The organism is Stutzerimonas stutzeri, assembly GCF_000219605.1.
GTDB classification, from domain to species: domain Bacteria; phylum Pseudomonadota; class Gammaproteobacteria; order Pseudomonadales; family Pseudomonadaceae; genus Stutzerimonas; species Stutzerimonas stutzeri.
On record NC_015740.1, the window covers coordinates 3,352,197 to 3,369,607 of the forward strand.

Below are 17,411 nucleotides of genomic sequence, written 5' to 3' on the forward strand. Positions count from 1 at the left end.
TCAAGGCAGGCGCTACGAAAAAGCTATTTACAAGCTACGCATCGACTTGTATACAATCTGGCCATCCGGTCGTTACATCACGACCCGCCACACAGGAAGCAGCCCAGTGAGCGCCGACTACCCACGCGACTTGATCGGTTACGCCAGCAACCCGCCCCATCCGCAATGGCCGGGCGACGCCCGTATCGCCCTGTCCTTCGTGCTGAACTACGAGGAAGGCGGCGAGCGCAGCGTGCTGCATGGCGACAAGGAATCCGAAGCCTTTCTCTCCGAGATGGTCGCGGCGCAACCCCTGCAGGGCGTACGCAACATGAGCATGGAGTCGCTCTATGAATACGGCAGCCGCGCTGGCGTCTGGCGCCTGCTCAAGCTGTTCAAGCGCCACGACATTCCGCTGACGATCTTCGCCGTGGCCATGGCCGCGCAGCGCCATCCGGAGGTCATCAAGGCCATGGTCGCCGACGGCCACGAAATCTGCAGCCACGGTTATCGCTGGATCGACTACCAGTACATGGATGAGGCCCAGGAGCGTGAACACATGCTCGAGGCCATCCGCATCCTCACGGAGCTCACCGGCGAGCGCCCGCTGGGCTGGTACACCGGCCGCACCAGTCCCAACACTCGGCGCCTGGTGCGCGAGGAAGGCGGCTTCCTCTACGACTCGGACACCTACGATGACGACCTGCCCTACTGGGACCCGGAGTCCACGCCGGTCAAGCCGCACCTGGTGATCCCCTATACGCTGGACACCAACGACATGCGCTTCACCCAGGTGCAGGGCTTCAACAAGGGTGACGACTTCTACCAGTACCTGAAGGACGCCTTCGACGTGCTCTACGCGGAAGGCTGCGAAGGTGCGCCGAAAATGCTGTCCATCGGCATGCACTGCCGCCTGCTGGGTCGCCCCGCTCGTCTGGCCGCGCTGCAGCGCTTCGTCGAATACGCCAAGGGGCATGACAAGGTCTGGTTTGCCCGCCGCGTCGATATCGCCCGCCACTGGCACGCCACTCACCCCATGACCGCGGAGCGCAATTGATGACCCCGTTCAAGACGATCAAGCCCTCGACCCTCGACCGCGATGCCTTCGTCGCCGCCTTCGCCGATGTCTACGAGCATTCGCCCTGGGTCGCCGAGACGGTCTATGGCGCTGGCGTCGACGAGACGCTGGACTACGTCGAGGTGATGCACACCCGCCTGTCCCAGGCGATGCTCGCCGCCGACCACGACACCCAGCTCGCGCTGGTCAATGCGCACCCGGATCTGGCCGGCAAGGCGGCCGTGCGCGGCGAGCTGACTGCCGCCAGCACCTCCGAACAGGCAGGCGCCGGCATCCATGAGTGCACACCGGAAGAGTTCGCCCGTTTCACCGAACTCAACGACGCCTACAAGGCGAAATTCGGCTTCCCCTTCATCATGGCGGTCAAGGGCAGCAACCGGCACCAGATCCTCGCCGCATTCGAGGAGCGCATCCACAACAGCCCGGAACAGGAATTCGCCCGGGCACTGGCGGAAATCAACAAGATCGCCCTGTTCCGCCTGCAGGCCATGTAGCCGGAAAGGGACCGGCAACACCGCACTACAGGCTGCAAGGGCAGAACGCTCCACTCCATTTCAAGGCAGATCGCGATGAAAGCTTACGCCGTACCCTTCGAGAAATACGTCAACCTGGCCGACGCACGTCTGGGCACCCGCGCCATTTCCGTCACCGACGACTGGTTCGCCGACGTCAACCGGCTGTTCCAGCCCACGCCGGCCGTATGGAAGGAAGGCGTATTCGATGACAACGGCAAGTGGATGGACGGCTGGGAGTCGCGCCGCAAGCGTTTCGAAGGTTACGACCACGCGGTGATCCGCCTCGGCGTACCGGGCTGGATCAAGGGTGTGGATATCGACACCAGCTTCTTCACCGGTAACTACCCGCCGTCTGCCTCGCTGGAAGCCTGCTTCGTCGCCGATGGCGACCCGAGCGACGCGACCGTCTGGACCGAAATCCTTCCGGCCGTGGAGCTCAAGGGCAACAGCCACCACTACCATGAGATCGCCTTCGACAAGCCGGTCAGTCACCTGCGCTTCAACATCTACCCGGACGGCGGCGTCGCCCGCCTGCGCGTACACGGCATCCCGTACCGCGACTGGAGCAGCGTCGGCGACAACGAGCAGGTCGACCTGGCGGCCGCCCTCAATGGCGGCCGCGCACTGGCCTGCTCGGATGAGCACTTCGGGCGCATGAGCAACATCCTCAACCCGAACCGCGGCGAGAACATGGGTGACGGCTGGGAGACCGCCCGCCGCCGCACCCCTGGCAATGACTGGGTGATCGTCGCCCTCGGCCACCCGGGCGAGATCGAGCGCGTCGTCGTCGATACCCTGCACTTCAAGGGCAACTACCCCGACAGCTGCTCGATCCAGGCGGCCTACGTGAAGGGCGGCACCGACAGCCAGATCGAAACGCAGAGCCTGTTCTGGCGCGAACTGCTGCCCAGCCAGAAGCTCTCCATGCACGTCGAGCACGAGTTCAGTGAGCAGATCGCCAAGCTCGGCCCGGTGACCCACGTACGCCTGAACATCTTTCCGGACGGCGGCGTCAGCCGGCTACGGCTGTTTGGCAAGGTGGTGAAGTAAGGAGCGGGACTCAGCCCCTCACCCGAACCCTCTCCCTTCGGGTGAGGGCGCGGGCTCCAGCGAACAATGAAAAGCATCCACTAACTGAACGAGCAAACCATGCGCACCCTGACCATCGAGCCACTGACCAAGGAAGCCTTCGCCCCCTTCGGCGACGTCATCGAGACCGAAGGCAGCGACTACTTCATGATCAACAACGGCTCGACCCGCCGCTATCACAAGCTGGCCACGGTCGAGACCGCCGCGCCCGAGGACCAGGCGATCATCAGCATCTTCGCCGCCGAGGCGCTCGAGATGCCGCTGGTCATCCGCATGCTGGAACGTCATCCGCTGGGCAGCCAGGCCTTCATCCCGCTGCTCGGCCATCCCTTTCTGGTCGTGGTCGCGCCACTTGGCGATGCACCTGTACCGGGCCACGTCCGCGCCTTCCGCAGCAACGGCAGGCAGGGCGTCAATTACCACCGCGGCGTCTGGCACCACCCGGTGCTGACGATCGAAAAGCGGGATGAATTCCTGGTGGTCGATCGCAGCGGTTCTGGCAACAACTGCGACGAGTACTTCTTCACGGAGGATCAGCAACTCCTCCTCGACCCCCAACAGGTTTCGCGCTGAGCCCAACCGCGCGCGGTGACTCGGACCGATACCCATAAGAAGAAAGGACGGCGGCTACAGCCGCCGTGCAAGAGGTAATCAACGTGGACGCACATCTGACCGAATGGCTGAACCTGGGAATTCGCTGGATACACATGATCGTCGGCATCGCCTGGATCGGTGCCTCCTTCTATTTCGTCTGGCTGGAAAACAACCTCAACCGCAGCAACCCCCGCGAAGGGCTGTCGGGGGACCTGTGGGCCATCCATGGCGGTGGCATCTATCACCTGGAGAAATACAAGCTCGCGCCCCCGCAGATGCCGGAGAACCTGCACTGGTTCAAGTGGGAGGCCTATACCACCTGGCTGTCGGGCGTGGCCCTGCTGATGGTGATCTACTACCTCAACCCGGGCCTGTACCTGATCGCCCCCGGTAGCGACCTGTCGCCAGCGGCGGCGGTGCTCATCGGTTTCGGCTCGCTGATCGTCGGCTGGTTCGTCTACGACCTGCTCTGCGACTCGCCGCTGGGCAAGACGCCCGCGCTGCTGGGCCTGGTGCTGTTCGTGCTGGTGATCGCCGCCTGCTGGGGCTACTCGCAGATCTTCAGCGGCCGCGCGGCCTACATCCACACCGGAGCGCTGATCGGCACCATCATGGTCGGCAACGTGTTCCGCATCATCATGCCGGCCCAGCGCGCGCTGGTGGCGGCCATCGAGCAGAATCGCACCCCCGATCCGGTGCTGCCGGCCAAGGGCCTGCTGCGCTCGCGGCACAACAACTACTTCACCCTGCCGGTGCTGTTCATCATGATCAGCAACCACTTCCCGAGCACCTACGGCAGCCAGTACAACTGGCTGATCCTCGCCGCCCTGGGTGCGCTGTCGGTACTGGCTCGCCACTATTTCAACACCCGCCACGACAGCAACCGCTTCGCCTGGGCGCTGCCGGCCGCCGCGGTGGGGATGATCTGCCTGGCCTTCGTCACTTCGCCGAACCGCCCGAGCAGCACGCCGAACCTGACTGCCACCACGCCGGAACAGGCCAGCCAGGCCGCGCAGCAGCAGCCGCAGCAGGCCGCCGAACAACCGGCGGCGGCCGCCAGCGATGGCGTCGCGTTCGCGGAAGTCAGCAACGTGATCCACGAGCGCTGCACCGTCTGCCATTCGGCACAGCCGACCAGCCCGCTGTTCAGCGCCGCCCCCGCCGGCGTGATGTTCGACACCCCGCAGCAGATGCGCCAGCAGGCGGCCAAGATCCATGCACAGACCGTCGCCAGCCAGATCATGCCGCTGGGCAACATCACCCAGATGACCCCGGAAGAGCGCCAGTTGATCGGCCAGTGGATCGCCCAGGGCGCCCATACCGAATAACGGCCCGCCCCGGAGAAAAGCCGAAGCCCGCTCGATGCGGGCTTCGGCTTTTTCAGACCTCGAGTTCGGTTCTTCGCATTTCATGGGGACATGGGTTGCCTGACACTGGACTGGCAAGGTTGGGTGATGGTGCTGCTGTTCGGTTTGGTCTGGATTTTCGTCGTTAAATCGATTATCGAGTGTGCTGATACTTCTGGTTTCGCCCTGCTGGGCGAGTCCCTTTTTCTTGTTTGGCCAAGAAAAAGGAACCAAAAAGAAGGCCACCCGACATCCGGCCCCGGCTGCGCCGGGGTTCCCTCCTTCCGGTGCCGCTCCGGGGGCCGTCACGATGGGAATAGGAGTCCGAGTCGCCTGGAAGATCGAAAAGCTTGTGGGCTGTTCTGCCTTGGCCTTTCTGGCACGAACTGCCAGGCGACGCCAAACGCCCCATCAGGAGGGTGAGTGGAATCGTTGCACAGACGGGCGAGCCGCAGGGATGCGGCGAGAGAACTTGGCGCCCCCTCGTAAAGGGCCATGGATGGCCCTTGTACGACGACCCTCGGAGCGACGATGGAGCGTAGCGGAGTAACAGCCACAGGCTGGCCCGAAGGGCGAACGAAGCGAGCAACGAACCCCGGCGCAGCCGGGGCCGGATGCAGGGGCAAGCGTTTTTGGTTACTTTTTCCGCGACTGGAAAAAGTGACTCGCCCAGCAGGGCGAAACCAAGCTATCAGACGGCTCGGCAAAGGCCAATGAAAGCGAAACTTTCATTAAAAACACCCAACCTTGCCAGTCCGGTATCAATCTTTGCCTCTCCAGGAAAGCGCAATGAAACGCCAGTCCCCCTGGCAGGCCTGTACCATCGCAGGACGCACGTCCACGGATCCGCTGCAAGCCAATCGTCCCCCTGCAGTGTTCGGAAACACAACTCTTGCGTTAAATCATGCCGGCCGACGGGTGGTTGGGTAAGCTCGAAGGCGCCAGGCGAATCGGCCTGCCACGAACACACCGCACCCCATGGACCTCCAAGAGGCGCCGGTCATGAACGATCGCTCGACCACCCACCCCAGCGAACATTCGCGCCCGGACTGGCACACCCTGCCGGCCGCCGAAGTCGAAACGCAGTTGCAAAGCAGCCCGGGCGGGCTGGCGGACGACGAAGCGGCGCGGCGCATCGCCCAGTACGGTCCCAACCGCCTCGCCCCGCCCAAGCGCCGCGGTGTGCTGACGCGGCTGCTGATGCAGTTCCACAATATCCTGCTCTACGTGATGCTCGGCGCAGCGGTGATCACCGCCATCCTCGGGCACTGGGTCGATACCGGCGTGCTGCTCGCCGCCGTGGTGATCAACGCCATCATCGGCTTCATCCAGGAAGGCAAGGCCGAAGCCGCGCTGGATGCCATCCGCGCCATGCTCTCGCCACACGCCACCGTGGTGCGCGGCGGCGACCGCCGCCAGATAGACGCCGCCGACCTGGTTCCTGGCGATCGGGTCTTGCTGGTTTCCGGCGACCGGGTGCCGGCCGACCTGCGCCTGGTGAAGGCGAAGGAACTGCGTGTCGAGGAAGCCGCGCTCACCGGCGAATCCCTGCCGGTGGAGAAAAGCATCGAAGCGGTGGCGGCCGATGCGCCGCTGGGCGATCGCTACGGCATGGCCTATTCCGGCACGCTGGTGGTGTTCGGCCAGGCCACGGGCATCGTCGTCGCCACTGGCGCGGCGACCGAACTGGGCAAGATCAACCAGATGCTCACCGGCATCCGGAACCTGACCACCCCGCTGCTGCGCCAGGTGGATCATTTCGGCCGCTGGCTGGCCTTCGCCGTGCTGGCCGCCTCCGCCGCCACCTTCGCCCTCGGCACGCTCTGGCGCGGTCATCCGGCCGCCGACATGTTCATGATGGTGGTGGCCCTGGCCGCCTCGGCGATTCCCGAGGGCCTGCCGGCGATCATGACCGTCACCCTGGCCCTGGGCGTGCAGCGCATGGCCCAGCGCAACGCGATCATCCGACGCCTGCCGGCGGTGGAAACCCTGGGCTCGGTGACGGTGATCTGCTCCGACAAGACCGGCACCCTCACCCGCAACGAGATGACCGTGCAACGGGTGGTCTGCGCCGATCACGTATTCGACGTCTCCGGGGTGGGCTACGAACCGGTGGGTGATTGCAAACTCGACGAGCGGATCGTCGACCCCGAGCATTACCCCGCACTGGCGCTGGCGATCCGCACCGGCGTGCTCTGCAACGACGCCCACCTCCAGCAACAGGCCCATCAGTGGCGCGTCATGGGCGATCCCACCGAGGGCGCGCTGCTGGTCCTGGGCGGCAAGGTCGGCTTCAGCCAGCATGTCGCCGACGGCGCCTGGCCGCGCCTGGACTCGATTCCCTTCGAGTCGCAGCACCGCTTCATGGCCTCCTATCACCATGACAGCGACGGCGCGCCGTGGATCTTCGTCAAGGGCGCGCCCGAACGTATCCTGGAAATGTGCGACAGCCAGGCCGGGCACGCCGGCGACCAGCCTCTCGATCGCGACTACTGGCGGCGCATGGCGATCGATACCGCGGCCAAGGGGCTGCGCCTGCTGGCGCTGGCCTGCAAGCGCGCCGCGCCGGCGAACGGCCAGCTGACCTTCACCGATGTCGAAGCCGGCTACACCCTGCTGGCGCTGGTCGGCATCATCGACCCGCCGCGCGAGGAGGCCATCGTCGCGGTGGACGAATGCCACCGCGCCGGCATCCGCGTGAAGATGATCACCGGCGACCATGCCGAGACCGCGCGGGCCATCGGCGCCCAGCTCGCCATCGGCGCCGGCAAGCCGGCGGTGACCGGCGCCGAGGTGGCGCTGATGGACGACGCCGCCCTGCGCCAGGTCGCCATGGACGTCGACGTGTTCGCCCGCGCCAGCCCGGAGCACAAGCTGCGCCTGGTGCAGGCACTGCAGGACGACGGCCAGGTCGTGGCCATGACCGGCGACGGGGTCAACGATGCACCGGCGCTCAAGCGCGCCGATGTCGGCGTGGCCATGGGCATGAAAGGCACCGAGGCGGCCAAGGAAGCGTCGGACATGGTGCTGGCGGACGACAACTTCGCCACCATCGCCTCCGCCGTGCGCGAAGGGCGTGCGGTCTACGACAACCTGAAGAAATTCATCCTGTTCATGCTGCCCACCAACGGCGGCGAGGCGCTGGTGGTGATCGCGGCGATCCTCTTCGAGCTGACCCTGCCGCTGACGCCGGCGCAGGTGCTGTGGATCAACATGGTCACCTCCAGCACCCTGGGGCTGGCGCTGGCCTTCGAGCCGGCCGAGCGCGGCATCATGGGTCGCCGGCCGCGCCCGCCGGGCGAGGCCCTGCTGTCGGGGTTCTTCGTCTGGCGCGTGCTGATGGTGTCGGCACTGATGATGACCGGCGCCCTCGGCCTGTTCCTCTGGGAATTGAACAGCAGCGGCAACGTCGAAGCAGCGCGCACCATGGCGGTCAATGCCGTGGTGATGGCGGAAATGTTCTACCTGCTCAACAGCCGCTCGATCCTCGCCTCGGTCGCCAACCGCCAGGGCCTGACGGGCAACCCCTACGTGCTGCTGGCCATTGCGGCCTGCATCCCCTTGCAGCTAGCGTTCACCCACGCGCCGATCATGCAGTCGATCTTCGGTTCGACCGACCTTTCACCGCTGCAATGGGCCCAGGTGGTCTGCGCCGGCCTGCTGGTGTTCTGCGTGGCGGAGCTGGAGAAGCTGGTGATCCGCCGTTCCCCGTTGGCCGCACGGATCGCGCCGACCGCGGTGTCCTGAGCCCGCGGCGTAACCGAATCCAGGCAGAAGCCTCCCGCCTGGATTCGCGGCCGCTGATGGCGCCGCGACCGGTGAGCAATTGGCACAAGCAAATTGTGCACAATATTAAAGTTAATTGTTTATCGCCCTGTCTACAGATTGCTATAGTCAGAGCATCCTGAGTGTTCGTCCGTTTTCGTCGCTCAGCGAAGACGAGGCGCCGTGAAGCCTCGCAAGCCCATGACCGAACAACAACAAGATGGCAGGCTTAACCATGACCGCAACCGCCACCAGCAGCGGCATCGCTCCTTCGCGCCCGCACCCCGCTCTTCCAGCCGGACGACCATCCCGCTTCCGCCCTCCCGTTCGCCCCAGCGCCGCCTCGCCTCCGGACGTCGTCACCACTGCCGGCTGAGTCGCCGCGCTCGCACTTCCCGCCGCCAGGCCCTTCGCGGAGAATACGCGCCGGTCGCCGCTCGGCTTCATGAAAGACACCACAGGAAAACCACACCATGCATTCCAAGACTGCCCCGCTCTGCCTCGCCCTCGCCGGCGGCCTGCTCGCCGCCCCGGCCATGGCCGGCGACCTGCTGCACTGGCAGAACAACAGCCTCACCTACCTCTACGGCCAGGACTACAAGGTCGACCCCGACACCCAGCAGACCGTCACCTTCGAGCACGCCAGCGGCTGGGCCTGGGGCGACATGTTCTTTTTCGTCGACAACATCTGGTTCAACGGCGTCAGCGGCAGCGACGGCCACACCTACTACGGCGAATTCAGCCCGCGCCTGTCGCTGGGCAAGGTCAGCGGCCGCGACCTGTCGTTCGGCCCGGTCAAGGACGTGCTGATCGGCGCCACCTACGAACGCGGCGAAAGCTCGGCGGACGGCGTGCCGAACCAGAACTACCTGCTCGGCCCGGCGGTGGACCTGGAGCTGCCCGGCTTCGACCGCTTCGCCCTCAACTTCTACTATCGCAAGCCCGACGGCTCCACCGGACGCGCGTCCGGCCAGTGGCAGGTCACCCCGACCTGGGCCATGACCTTCCCGGTCGGCAAGTCCGACATCCTCTTCGACGGCTTCATCGACTGGGTGGTCAACGACGCCGGCTCGAAGTCCCGCGGCGACTTCCTCTCGAAGAACCTGCACATCGTGCCGCAGATCAAGTACGACCTGGGCAAGGCGCTGGACTATGCGCCGGGCAAGCTCTATGTCGGTATCGAGTACGACTACTGGTCGAACAAGTACGGCCTGGAAGACGGCTCGCTGCCGTTCAAGACCGACCAGAACACCTTCAGCGCCATCGTCAAGGCGCACTTCTGATCGCGCCGGCCGGGGCACGGGCCCCGGCCACCCCGCCTTACCTCCCTCCCGACCGTCGAACCACCGCGCCCGGCTCGGCGGGTCGATGCCTCAGAGCCTGAAACTGCCCATCTGCCGGCTCAGGTCGTCGGCCAGCCGCGACAGCGCCTGGCAGTCGGCCCGGCAGTTCCGCACGTCGACCGCCGTGGCCTGGGCCAGGTCGGCGATACCCTGCACGTTGAGGGTGATCTCCTCGGTGACGCTGGTCTGCTCCTCGGTGGCCGCCGCGACCTGGGTGTTCATGTCGCTGATGGCCTCGACCTGCTCGGTGATGGCGCCGAGCGACTGGCCGGTGCGCTGGCTGGCCTGCACGCCGGTGCCGGTGGCCGCCTGGCCGGCATGCATCGAGGCGACCGCGTTCTCCGCGCCGTTCTTGAGGCGCAGGATCATCTGCTGGATCTCGTCGGTGGAGGCCTGGGTGCGGCTGGCCAGGGTGCGCACCTCGTCGGCCACCACAGCGAAGCCACGGCCCATGTCGCCGGCACGGGCCGCCTCGATGGCGGCATTGAGGGCCAGCAGGTTGGTCTGCTCGGAGATGCTGCGAATCACCGCCAGCACCTGATCGATGGAGGCCACCTGCTGCGCCAGTTCGGTCACCGAGCCGGCGGCCTGGCCGATCTCGCCGGACATCCGCCCTCGATATGGGCGATCGATTCGCTGACCACCTGGCGCGCCTCCAGCGCCTCGCTGCGCGCGCCCTGGGAAGCCTGCGCCGCATTGCTGGCGTTGCGCGCGATCTCCTGCACGGTGAGCCCCATTTCGTGCACCGCAGTGGCCACCATGTCGGTCATCTCGTGCTGCCGCCCGGCACGCACCGCGGTGTCGTCCACCACCCGTGCCACCTGGCCGACCGCGCTGCGCAGCTGCTCGCTGGTCTTGAGCACATCGCCGATGAGGCTGCGCAGGCTGCCGATGAAACGGTTGAAGCCACGCGCCAGGTCGCCGAGTTCGTCGGCCCGGTTTTCGTCCAGGCGACGGGTGAGATCGCCGCCGCCGCCACCAATCTCCACCAGCGCCGCCGTCACCTGGCGGATCGGCCGAACCAGGCCGCGCGCCAGCAGAACGATAACGCCGAGAAAGAACAGGCCGATGGCCGCGCCGATCAGGCTGGTGGTCCAGAGCGTGCGCCGCGCCTCACCGAAGATCTCCGCCTCGGGCACCTCGGCGATCAGCGCCCAGCCGAGCCCTTCCAGCGGCTGCGCCATGGCCAGGAACGTTTCGCCATTACGTTCGAAACGCACCACCTGTCCCGCCTGGGTTTCCAGTTGCCGCGCGGCCTGCGCGCCGGCCAGCTCCGCCAGTGCAGCACGGCCGTTGTGCTCGCTGCGCGGGTGGATCTTCACCTGGCCATCGCTGCCGACTAGATAGACCTCGCCGCGCTCGCCGAAGCGGAAGTCGGCGATCAGTGCGGACATGGCGCTCAGGCTGTAACCCAGCCCGGCCACGCCAAGCACTCGTCCGCCGGCGCTGATGCGCTGGTTGATGAACAGGGTCGGCTGGCCGGTGGCCTTGTCGACGTCCAGCTCCACCCAGCGTTCGAGGGCGCCGTCCACCAGGCTGTAGAACCAGCCATCGGCCGGTGTCGAGCGTGACAGGGTCCGGCTCAGCCCGGCGTCGGAGTAGTAGTGGCCGCTGCCAAGCACCGCGACCGAGGTGGTCAGCGCGTTCTGCTGGGCTTTCACGCCATTGAGGTAGCGACCGATGGCCTCGGCCTGCCGCGAATCCTCACCCTGGATCAGCCAGTCGTGCACCAGCGTGTTGCCGGCGATACCGGCGGTGGCGGTGATGGGTGCCGCCAGGGTGCGCTCGATATCGTTGCGGATGGCATTGATATTCGCCGGCAGCGCCTCGTCGAGCAGGTAGCGCTCGGCGAGGCGCTCGACAGCCGAGGCATACACCAGGATGACGATCAGCAGGCTCGCCAGCAGCGCCGCGCCCATGCTGAGGATCAATTGCCACTGAATGCTGCGCTTGAAGAACTGCATGGAAGGCCCTCGCGTTATTATTGGACACATCAAAGTGCCACTACTGTACACAATTTATGACGCACGCAAGGCCATTTAGCGGCATGGCTGTCGGGAACTTGATGGCGTTTAGCCTTGGCTCGGGCTGAACCGACGGATGGCGGCTCGGTTGAGGCCGCAAAGAAGCGAGTGCTAGCATGCCGAACCGCCGCCAGGCCGGGCGGCGCCAGCCAAACAGGTCCGCATGTCCAGCATTCGAGAGCGCAACCGAGACGTGATCCTGCGAGCCGCCAGCGAGGAATTCGCGGAAAAGGGCTTCGCCGCCACCAAGACCAGCGACATCGCCGCCCGCGCCGGGCTGCCGAAGCCCAACGTCTACTACTACTTCAAGTCCAAGGAAAACCTCTATCGCGAGGTGCTGGAGAGCATCGTCGAACCGCTGCTCGAAGCCTCTGCACCGTTCAATCAGCCAGGCCATCCGGCCGAGGTGCTGCGCGCCTACATCCGCACCAAGATCCGCATCTCCCGCGATCACGCCTATGCCTCCAAGGTGTTCGCCAGCGAGATCATGCATGGCGCCCCGCACCTGTCACCGGAGCGCACCGCCCAGCTCAACGCCCAGGCCGCGCATAACATCGCCTGCATTCAGGGCTGGATCGACCAGGGTCTGATGGCGCCCATCGACCCCAGCCATCTGCTCTTCAGCATCTGGGCCGCGACGCAGACCTATGCCGACTTCGACTGGCAGATCAGCACCGTCACCGGCAAGGCCCGGCTCGACGAGGCGGACTACGATGCCGCTGCCGACACCATCATCCGCCTGGTCCTCAGGGGCTGCGAAATCGCCGAGCCGACGGCGGCCTGAGACTGCGCACGGCAGCGCCCGCTGCTGGCGATGCCGTGATCGGGTGAGCGGAGGGCGAAATTCGTTGCAGCGCTTGTCCTACCTAGGACCGCGCCCGTCGGCGCAACAAGCTGCCGAGTCCAGATGCCCGAATACCTTGCCCCGGTACCACGCTGGGAACCCCACGAACGCCCGTCCATGCCCGGCTCGCCGGCGATCCTGCTGCACAGTCCGCCGCGGCGCCTGGCCTACGCCGCGGTTGCCGTACTGGTGGGGTTGACCGGCGGGCTCGGCAACGCGCTATTCATCGCCAACCTGCCGGCGATCCAGGGCGATCTGGGCCTGACGCCCGCGCAGGGCGCCTGGCTGCCGGCCGCCTACTTCATGGTCAACGTCTCGACCAACCTGCTGCTGATCAAGATGCGCCAGCAATACGGCCTGCGGCATTTCGCCGAGCTGGGGTTGGCGGTCTATGCGCTGCTCAGCATCGCCCATATGTTCGTCGAAGGCCTGGGCATGGCGATGTTCGTGCGCGCAGCGAGCGGTTTCGCCGCAGCGGCCACCACGTCGCTGGGGCTGTTCTACATGCTCCAGGCCTTTTCCAAGGCCCACCTGCCGCGCGGGGTGATCGTCGCCTTCGGCCTGACGCAAGTCGCCACGCCGCTGGCCTGGCTGTTATCGCCACCATTGGTGGATATCGGCCAGTGGCATCGCCTGTACGTGTTCGAAAGCGGCCTGGCGCTCTGCTCGCTGGCCGCCGTGGTGGTGCTCAAGCTGCCGCTGGGCGAGCGCATCAAGGTGTTCGAGCCGCTGGACTTCCTTACCTTCGCCCTCTTCGCCCCGGCGCTGGCGCTGGTTGCCGCAGTCTTCGCCCAGGGCCGCGTGCAGTGGTGGACCGAGGCGCCGTGGCTGGGCTACGCACTGATCGCGGCCCTGCTGCTCAGCTGCCTGACCTTCATGATCGAACATCACCGGCGCAACCCCTTGCTGCAGACACGCTGGCTGGGCACCGCCGAGATGCTGCGCTTCGCCTTCGGTGCGCTGGCGCTGCGCTTTCTGCTGTCCGAACAGAGCTATGGCGCGGTCGGCCTGCTGCAAACGCTCGGCATGGGGCCGGATCAGCTGCGCCCGCTGTACGCGGTGATTCTGCTGGGGCTGGTGATGGGCATCGCCGCCAGCGCGCTGAGCTTCAGCCCGCGGACCGCCGCGGCGCAGATACTGCTCTCGATCCTGCTGATCGGCATCGCCAGCTTTCTCGACGTCGACGCCACCAGCCAGACCCGCCCGCATGACCTCTTCCTCAGCCAGGGATTGCTGTCGTTCGCCAGCGGCATGTTCCTCGGCCCGCTGCTGATCACCGGCATCGGAAAGGCGCTGGCCAACGGGCCGAACTACCTGGTCAGCTTCATCGTGCTGTTTTCCATGACCCAAAGCCTGGGCGGGCTTGCCGGTCCCGCCGTGTTCGGCACCTATCAGATCGTCCGCGAGCAGTACCATTCGGCACACCTGACCGAGCAGGTGGTGCCGGACGACCCACGCATCGCCGCCCGTCTCGCCCAACAGAGCCAGGCAGTGGCCGCCACCCAGCTCGACCCGCAGCTGCGCCAGGCACTCGGCGGCGCTCGCCTGTCGCAGACCGTCACGCGTGAAGCCAACGTGCTGGCCTTCAATGACGTGTTCCGCCTGATCGGCCTGCTCGCCATCGCCGTGCTCGGCTGGTCACTGTTCCACACCCTGCGCCTGGCGCGACAGAAGAAGGCTTCCGCCCCATGAGCGATGCGCGCACACCCGACGCCGAGACCACGCCGACCACGGACGCCGGCGGCACACCACCCGAGCCGCCCAAGACGATCCAGCCAAGCCGCCGCTCGATCGTCCTGATGACGCTGGTGGCCCTGGTCGGCGTGCTCGCCATCCTCTATGCCTGGCAGCTCTGGCCGTTCACCGGCAGCCTGGTCACCACCGAGAACGCCTATGTGCGCGGCCAGCTCACGGTGCTCGCGCCGCAGGTCGCCGGCTGCGTCACCGAGGTGCGGGTGCAGGACTTCGAGCAGGTCCGCCAGGGCCAGGTGCTGGTACGCATCGATGACAGGCAGTACCAGCAACGGGTCGCCCAGCGCCGCGCTGAACGGGACGCCGCACGCTTCGAACTGGAAAACCTCGACCAGCAACTGGCCGCCGACCGCGCCACCCTGGCCGCGCGCCGCGCCGACCTGTTCGCCGCCGAGGCCGAAGAGGCACGGGCACGGGCCGACGAGCGTCGCGTCGACGAACTCGCCGAGCGCGGCTCGGTGTCCATCCGCGAGCGCGACCAGACCCGCGCCAGCGCCCGCGCCGCGTCGGCCAACGTGCGCAAGGCACGCGCCGCCATCGAGATCGCCGAGCAGACGCTCAAGGCCAGCGGCATCTCCCGGGGCGGCCTGCAGGCGCGGGTCGAGATCGCCCAGGCAACGCTGCACCAGGCCGAGATCGACCTGGCCAACACCGAGATCGTCGCCCCTGGCGATGGGCGGGTCAGCGAGGTGGGCGTGCGCCTGGGCCAGTACGTTACTGCCGGCACGCAGCTGCTGTTCCTGGTGCCGCCGAAGCTCTGGGTGATCGCCAACTACAAGGAGACCCAGACGGCGAACATGCGCCCCGGCCAGCCGGTGAGTTTCGAGGTCGATGCCCTCAACGGCGCGCGCCTGACCGGCCGCATCGAGCGCATCGCCCCGGCCACGGGCTCCGAGTTCAGCCTGCTGCGCCCGGACAACGCCACCGGCAATTTCACCAAGGTGGTCCAGCGGCTGCCGGTACGCATCGCCATCGACCCGGACCAGCCGCTGCTCGAGCGCTTGCGGCCGGGGTTGTCGGTGGTCACCCACGTGGACACCGCGGCGCCATGAGGAAAACCGGTCTGCTCGGCACGCTGGCGCTGACGCTGGTGATGGCCGGCTGCGTGCCTCCGCGCCAGCCGCTGCCACCCGAAGCCCGGCTGGACGAGGTGCCCTCGCAGTGGCGCCAGCCCAACCATGGCAACGCACCGGTTGCACAGTGGTGGCGCGGCTTCGGCGATCCGGCTCTGCTCGATCTGGTGGATCGTGCGCTGGCGCGCAACACCGACGTGCTGATCGGCGCCGAACGGCTGGCGGCGGCCCGCGAGCGGATACGCCTGTCTCGCGCCGCGCTGCTACCGAGCCTGGACGCGGTGTTCGGGCTGGAGCGCAGCCAGGACCTCGGCCCCCTTGGCCTGACCCGCACCACCGCCGCGCAACCCGGCCTGCAGTTCGCCTACGAGGTCGATCTCTGGGGCCGCCTGGCCAGCCTGCGCGAGGCGGCAGAGTTGCAGTTCCAGGCCAGCGAAGCCGAGCAGCAGACCCTGCGCCTGGCGCTGGCCGCGACCGTCGCGCAGGGCTATGTGGCGCTGCTGTCACTGGATCGTCAGCTGCAGCTGACCCATGAGACGGTGCGGTCCCGTCGCGCCGCCCTGGCGGTTGCCGAGGACCGGTCGCGCATGGGCTACACCTCCGAACTGGAGCAGACCCAGGCGCGTTCGGAGTACGAGGCGGCCGCGCAACTGGTGCCGCGGCTTGAGCAGGCTAGCCTCGAGCAGGAACACGCCCTGCGACGCCTGACCGGTGACCCGCCCGGGCCGGTGCCACGGGGCACGCTTGCCGCACTGCAGGCTCCAGCGGTGCCGGGCAGCCTGCCTTCGGCGCTGCTGCGGCAGCGGCCGGATCTGTACCAGGCCGAGCTGCAGCTGGCCGCCAGTGACCGTTTCCTCGACAGCGAGCGCGACCGCTTTCTGCCGCGGGTGCAACTCTCGGCAAGCCTGGGCCGGCTATACGTCGATGCGCTGGATTACGACCCGGTGAAGGTCTGGAGCCTCGGCGCCAGCGTACTGGCCCCGCTGTTCGATGGCGAGCGGCTGGAGGCCGGCGTGGCGGTGGCCACGGCCGAGCGCAATCAGGCTGCCTACGCCTATCGCAGGGCGGCGCTCAATGCTTTCAGCGAGGTGGAGAACGCGCTATCCGGACTGGACAGCCTCGCCCGTCAGAGCCGCCGTCTTGAAGCGCGCCGCGAAGTGCTGGCGCGCTCGCTGGCGATCGCCGAGGACCGCTATCACGGCGGTTATTCCTCTTATCTGGAGGCGCTGGATGCGCAGCGCAATCTGTTCGATACCCAACTGGCCGAGGTGCAGCTGCAGGAGGCGCAGCTGAACAGATTGATTGAACTCTACCGCGCCCTGGGTGGCGGCTGGCGGGCGCCGGAGCATGCAGCTACCGAGCGCACGGAGTGAGTGCGGGCATAAAAAAACGCCAGCAAGTGCTGGCGTTTCGTGCAGACGGGTAACGCGCGATCAGCCGCGTGCGCGAGCGGCGTCACGCAGTGCCTTGACCTGATCATGGTTGCGCTGCACGCCCTGGTACTGGCGTTCCACAACGATCCGCACCTCGGCCGGCAGGTCTTTTTCCAGCGCCTTGCGGTAACTCTTCACCGCCACGTCCTCGCCACGTTCGCATTCGTTGAGAATCGCCTCGTCGTCCTTGCCGGTGATCATCGCCTTGAGGTCGACCCAGCGGCGGTGCATATCGGCCGAGAGGCTGGTGCTGGTCTCCGGATCGCCACCCATCGAGCGCACCAGTTGCTGCAGCTCGGCAGCGGCGGTGGCGCAATCGCGCGAACGCTGGTTCATGGTGCTCTTGAGCTGCGGGTCGCGCAGATCCTCGGCACATTCGAGAAAGCCCTTTTCCCCATCCTTGCAGGTCTCTATCAGATCGTTGAGCACGGAAATCGTCTCTTTCGTATCCATCTTGTACCTCCTGGCAAGTCGACTCGAAGGGCCAAAAGCACTGGCCCGTGTTAAAAATCGACTGCCCGCGCACCATAAAGGTTCAGCGAAACCGCCCGAAGGCGCAGGCACGCCGAGACAGCT

General features: G+C 66.5%; 12 protein-coding genes and 1 pseudogene. 11 read left to right on the forward strand and 2 right to left on the reverse strand.

The genetic code is table 11. The features are described from left to right. Positions 1-106 precede the first annotated feature (106 nt). The 7 genes from puuE (at position 107) to PSTAB_RS15610 (ending at position 9,649) form a co-directional block, all read left to right on the forward strand. Positions 107-1,036 (forward strand): allantoinase PuuE, encoded by a 930-nt coding sequence (puuE, locus tag PSTAB_RS15580; RefSeq protein ID WP_013983690.1) that lies wholly within the window; start codon positions 107-109, stop codon positions 1,034-1,036. Continuing rightward, positions 1,036-1,551, forward strand: a complete 516-nt coding sequence (gene uraD, locus PSTAB_RS15585) for a 2-oxo-4-hydroxy-4-carboxy-5-ureidoimidazoline decarboxylase (RefSeq protein WP_011914185.1) — start codon at positions 1,036-1,038, stop codon at positions 1,549-1,551. The genes puuE and uraD overlap by 1 nt, the downstream gene beginning before the upstream one ends. Before the next feature lie 75 nt (positions 1,552-1,626). Continuing rightward, the gene (gene alc / locus PSTAB_RS15590; RefSeq protein ID WP_013983691.1) at positions 1,627-2,622 is read left to right on the forward strand and encodes an allantoicase; all 996 of its coding nucleotides are present in this window, start codon (positions 1,627-1,629) and stop codon (positions 2,620-2,622) included. A 99-nt stretch (positions 2,623-2,721) separates the two neighbouring features. Beyond that, complete coding sequence (locus PSTAB_RS15595; RefSeq protein WP_011914187.1) at positions 2,722-3,234, forward strand: ureidoglycolate lyase; 513 nt, start codon at positions 2,722-2,724, stop codon at positions 3,232-3,234. Positions 3,235-3,317: 83 nt separating this feature from the next. Next, positions 3,318-4,583: a urate hydroxylase PuuD gene (locus PSTAB_RS15600; RefSeq protein WP_013983693.1), complete on the forward strand. Its 1,266-nt coding sequence runs from the start codon at positions 3,318-3,320 to the stop codon at positions 4,581-4,583. Positions 4,584-5,603: 1,020 nt separating this feature from the next. Further along, positions 5,604-8,348 (forward strand): cation-transporting P-type ATPase, encoded by a 2,745-nt coding sequence (locus PSTAB_RS15605; RefSeq protein ID WP_013983695.1) that lies wholly within the window; start codon positions 5,604-5,606, stop codon positions 8,346-8,348. 491 nt (positions 8,349-8,839) lie between these two features. After that, the gene (locus PSTAB_RS15610; protein WP_011914190.1) at positions 8,840-9,649 is read left to right on the forward strand and encodes an outer membrane protein OmpK; all 810 of its coding nucleotides are present in this window, start codon (positions 8,840-8,842) and stop codon (positions 9,647-9,649) included. A 90-nt stretch (positions 9,650-9,739) separates the two neighbouring features. Here the strand turns inward: PSTAB_RS15610 and PSTAB_RS15615 are convergent. Next, positions 9,740-11,673, reverse strand: a pseudogene (locus PSTAB_RS15615) (methyl-accepting chemotaxis protein). A gap of 223 nt (positions 11,674-11,896) precedes the next feature. Here PSTAB_RS15615 and PSTAB_RS15620 point away from each other — a divergent pair. From PSTAB_RS15620 to PSTAB_RS15635, 4 genes are all read left to right on the forward strand, one after another. Then, positions 11,897-12,517, forward strand: coding sequence for a TetR/AcrR family transcriptional regulator (locus PSTAB_RS15620; RefSeq protein ID WP_011914192.1), 621 nt, complete (start codon positions 11,897-11,899; stop codon positions 12,515-12,517). Between the two features lie 177 nt (positions 12,518-12,694). Beyond that, positions 12,695-14,269: an MFS transporter gene (locus PSTAB_RS15625; protein ID WP_013983696.1), complete on the forward strand. Its 1,575-nt coding sequence runs from the start codon at positions 12,695-12,697 to the stop codon at positions 14,267-14,269. After that, positions 14,266-15,381, forward strand: a complete 1,116-nt coding sequence (locus PSTAB_RS15630) for an HlyD family secretion protein (RefSeq protein ID WP_013983697.1) — start codon at positions 14,266-14,268, stop codon at positions 15,379-15,381. Before PSTAB_RS15625 ends, PSTAB_RS15630 begins: the two co-directional genes overlap by 4 nt. Then, positions 15,378-16,775: an efflux transporter outer membrane subunit gene (locus PSTAB_RS15635; RefSeq protein WP_013983698.1), complete on the forward strand. Its 1,398-nt coding sequence runs from the start codon at positions 15,378-15,380 to the stop codon at positions 16,773-16,775. The genes PSTAB_RS15630 and PSTAB_RS15635 overlap by 4 nt, the downstream gene beginning before the upstream one ends. A gap of 60 nt (positions 16,776-16,835) precedes the next feature. Here the strand turns inward: PSTAB_RS15635 and PSTAB_RS15640 are convergent, their stop codons facing one another. Then, entirely contained in the window at positions 16,836-17,288 is a 453-nt protein-coding gene (locus PSTAB_RS15640; RefSeq protein WP_011914196.1) for a PA2169 family four-helix-bundle protein, read from the reverse strand. Positions 17,289-17,411 lie beyond the last annotated feature (123 nt).